This window comes from Nesterenkonia sp. PF2B19, from assembly GCF_001758425.2.
Taxonomy (GTDB): Bacteria; Actinomycetota; Actinomycetes; order Actinomycetales; family Micrococcaceae; genus Nesterenkonia; species Nesterenkonia aethiopica.
Genome location: NZ_MDSS02000108.1, coordinates 1 through 3,679, shown reverse-complemented (window position 1 = coordinate 3,679; position 3,679 = coordinate 1). Strand labels below are relative to the sequence as shown.

Below are 3,679 nucleotides of genomic sequence, written 5' to 3'. Positions count from 1 at the left end.
GTGGACGGTTCCGGAAGGCACCGAGCCTGGTGAGCTGACGGTCACCGCCACCGATGACGAGGACCCGGATGTCACCGCATCCGACACCGTCACCGTCACTGCCCCGGATGACGGCGATGAGGACCCGGTCCTTGACCCGTCGATCGGGGTGGACCCGGACACGGTTGCTCCGGGTGAGGACACCACGGTGACGGGTGAGGGCTTCGTGCCCGACTCGGCGGTCACTGTGGAGCTCACGGATGAGGACGGCGAGGTCGTCGCCACGATCGAGGATGTCGACACCGACGGTGACGGCAGCTTCAGCGTGGAGTGGACGGTGCCTGAGGGCACTGATCCGGGCATTCTGACGGTGACGGCGACTGACGTCGAGGATGACGACGTCTCCGCGTCGACTCACCTGACGGTCACCGATGAGGACGGGGTGGTTCAGCCTGGTCTGATCATCCACCCGGATGAAGTCGCTCCCGGCGACGACGTCACCGTTGACGGTCAGGGCTTCGTCCCCGGCTCTACGGTGACCGTGGAGATCACTGATGCCGACGGCAACGTGATCGACACGATCGAGGGTGTCGAAGTCGGCGACGATGGGACGTTCACCGTGGAGTGGACGGTGCCGGAAGGCACCGACCCGGGCGAGCTGACCATCACCGCCACCGACGACGAGGACCCGGAGATCAGTGCCTCCGGCGCTGTGAACGTCATCGACGACGACGAGGCTGCCGAGCCTGGTCTGAGTGTGGAGCCGGACACGGCAGTCCCCGGTGACGAGGTCACCATCGAAGGTGACGGCTTCGCTCCCGGATCCACCGTCACCGTGGAGATCACTGACGCCGATGGCAACGTGGTCGACACGATCGAGGGTGTCGAGGTCGGCGACGACGGTTCGTTCACCGTGGAGTGGACGGTGCCTGAGGGCACCGACCCGGGTGAGCTGACCATCACCGCCACCGACGACGAGGACCCGTCCCTGAGCGCCTCGGCCACGCTGACTGTCGCTGACCCGGCAGCCGGCGCCGAGGACGGCACCGAGGATGGTACCGAGGACGGCGTCGGCACCGAGGATGGCACTGAGGATGGCACTGAGGACGGCGTCGGCACTGAGGATGGTACCGAGGACGGCGTCGGCACCGAGGCTGGAACGGAGGACGGCACTGAAGCTGGTGCTGGTGCCCCCGCTCCGGGTCCGGGTACCGGGCTGGCCAAGACGGGCAGCGCGATCGTCTTCACGCTCGGGCTTCTCGCGGTAGCCCTGCTGATGCTCGGCACGGGCGCGGTGATCCGTTCCCAGCGGATGCGGGCTTCGGGTGACTGATCTCCTGAGCCGGCTCTGACCGGTCCATCGCAAGACGACGGCGGCGTCTCCCCTCACGGGAGGCGCCGTCGTCGTCTGCTGTTCTAGTCGGACAGGTGTCCGTCCTGCTGTCATCTCGCCGATAGCTGCTTCGCGAGAATGTCTTCTCTCAGGCCTTCTCAGGTTGATTTCGAGGGACGCGACGCAGGTTCTTTTCTCGGGCCGCAGCTGGGGCGACGAAACAATGCATCATAAAAGTCAGCGATCCGCGCCGCACGATGCCTGCCGTACTGACCAGTAGTTTTCTCGATTGCGCGTCGATGCAGGGATTCCGGGCCGGTCGGCATGCGAGGCCAGGATCTGGCGCGGCAGGCGGACAGGGTGTGACCGCCGCGGATCGACCAGGCAATCCGTGGGCTGTGCTAGATTTGCTGACGGTAGCGTGACGCTCGTCATGCCCATTAAAAGTTGAAATTCCTGCGCGATCAGCGACATCACGGTGTGATGTCGCGCTCTTTTGTCGAAGGGCTAGCGCGGAACAGTACACAACAGGGGGACTTCCATGGGGAAGCCATTAGTTGCACCCGATCACAGACATAGACAAGGGCCACCAGCGCGTGGCCTGCTCAAGCGTTGCGCTTCGGCCGTGACCGCTACCGTGGTGGCCGCCGGTCTTGCGTTGGCCGGCTCAGCTCCGGCCAACGCGGCTCCGACCGACGTCTCCGAAGCGCTGGGCAAGTTCCTGGGCGGCCAGGCCGCCGGCATCAACCTCGACGACATCGCCGAGGTCAATGGTGCGTTCGCCGAGAACCCGAGTGGTGAACACCCGCTGGTGACCAACCCGCTCGGCGCCGAGGTGCTCAACGCCATCGCCGTGGACCTCGGCGACTCGCTGCAGCTCTTCGGCCCGAACGGCGTCATCCAGGTGGGTGCCGTCAACCAGTACGCTGAGGCGCAGAGCACCGGTGACGCCCGTGCCGCCTCCGGTGCGGTAAGCGACCAGGGCGCGATCTCCGTGGGCGGCTCGGAAGAGTTCCCGTCGGACGCGACCATCGACCTGAGTGAGCTGCTCACCCAGGTCAGTGGCGGCGCCTCGGAGGGTCTGATCAGCGACCTGAGCCTCACGACAGGTGCGCTGTCCTCCAACATCGAGCAGATCGGTGGCGGCGAGCCCGTCACCGACTACCAGATCGCTGGCGCGACCCTGAGCCTCGAGAGCCCCGCCATCGGGGACATCTACACCGAGCTGCTCTCCACAGTGGACGAGCTGCAGGGGACGCTGGACGGCCTGTCCGGTTCGATCTCTGATGCGCTGGACGTCGGCATCGACCTGGGTGGCCTCGCCAACCTCAGTGCGAACGTCGACTTCACTGCGCCGGACCTGTCCGCACTGCTGCCGGCCGACGTCGTCGGCGAGAGCAGCGGCGTGACCGTGGACCTGACCACCGGTGCGGTCACGGTGGACCTGGAGACGCTGCTCGCGGCGAACCCGGAGCTGCCGAACCTCAATGACATGCCGGCGAACTCTGAGCTGCTCAGCGGTCCGGTCCTCGCGGCCATCGCTGACGGCATCACTCAGGCCGTGACCGATGTGGTCACTGAGATCGTCGACAACCTCCGCGCCACTATCGCCACGACCTCGCTCGGTCTGGATGTGGACGTGAACCTCATCGGTGGACTCGCGGGTATCAATGTCGCGCTGGATGCCCAGCTGGGAGACATCCTGGACGGTACCGCTGAGGACTCCCTGAACGTGACGACTTCGGGCCTGGTCGGTCTCCTGGATCCTCTGCTGGACCTGCTGGGCCTGTCCAGCTCGGATGGCCTGGGTGACCTGGTGCTCAACACCGTGGGTGCTCTCCTGGGGGACACCCTGGATGTCTTGACGGACCTTGAAGGCGTCGTGGACGGCATCACCGGCCCGCTGGCCACCGAGGTCGTCGGCCCGCTGCTGGACGTCGTCACCCAGGTGGTCTCCTTCACGGTGAACGCTCAGCCCGAGGTCGGCGACCTCGGCGAGGGTTCCTCCACCGTGCGGGCGCTGCAGGTCAGCCTGCTGCCTGCTGCCGGTCCGCTGGCTCAGGTCAACCTGGCGTCTTCGACCGTGCGCGGCACTGAGGGCGTCACCCTTGACCCGGCACTGACGGTTGACCCGAACGAGGTGGCTCCCGGCGAGTCCACCACCATCGAGGGCACGGGCTACACCCCGGACTCGACGGTGACGGTTGAGTTCACGGACGAGGACGGCAACGTCGTCGGCACGATCGAGGATGTTCCGACTGATGCTGACGGTGGTTTCACCACTGAGTGGACTGTTCCTGAGGGCACCGAGCCGGGTGATCTGACGGTCACTGGTACGGATGACACCACGGGTGAGGCTGCTGAGGC

At 66.2% G+C, this 3,679-nt stretch carries 1 protein-coding gene and 1 pseudogene; both read left to right on the top strand.

Annotation, left to right across the window (positions count from 1 at the left end; all coding sequences use genetic code 11):
* A pseudogene (locus BCY76_RS18380) lies at positions 1-1,312 on the top strand (hypothetical protein); the annotation flags it as partial.
* Positions 1,313-1,937: 625 nt separating this feature from the next.
* A partial coding sequence (locus BCY76_RS17035) for a choice-of-anchor G family protein (RefSeq protein ID WP_170922750.1) occupies positions 1,938-3,679 on the top strand: 1,742 nt, incomplete at its 3' end.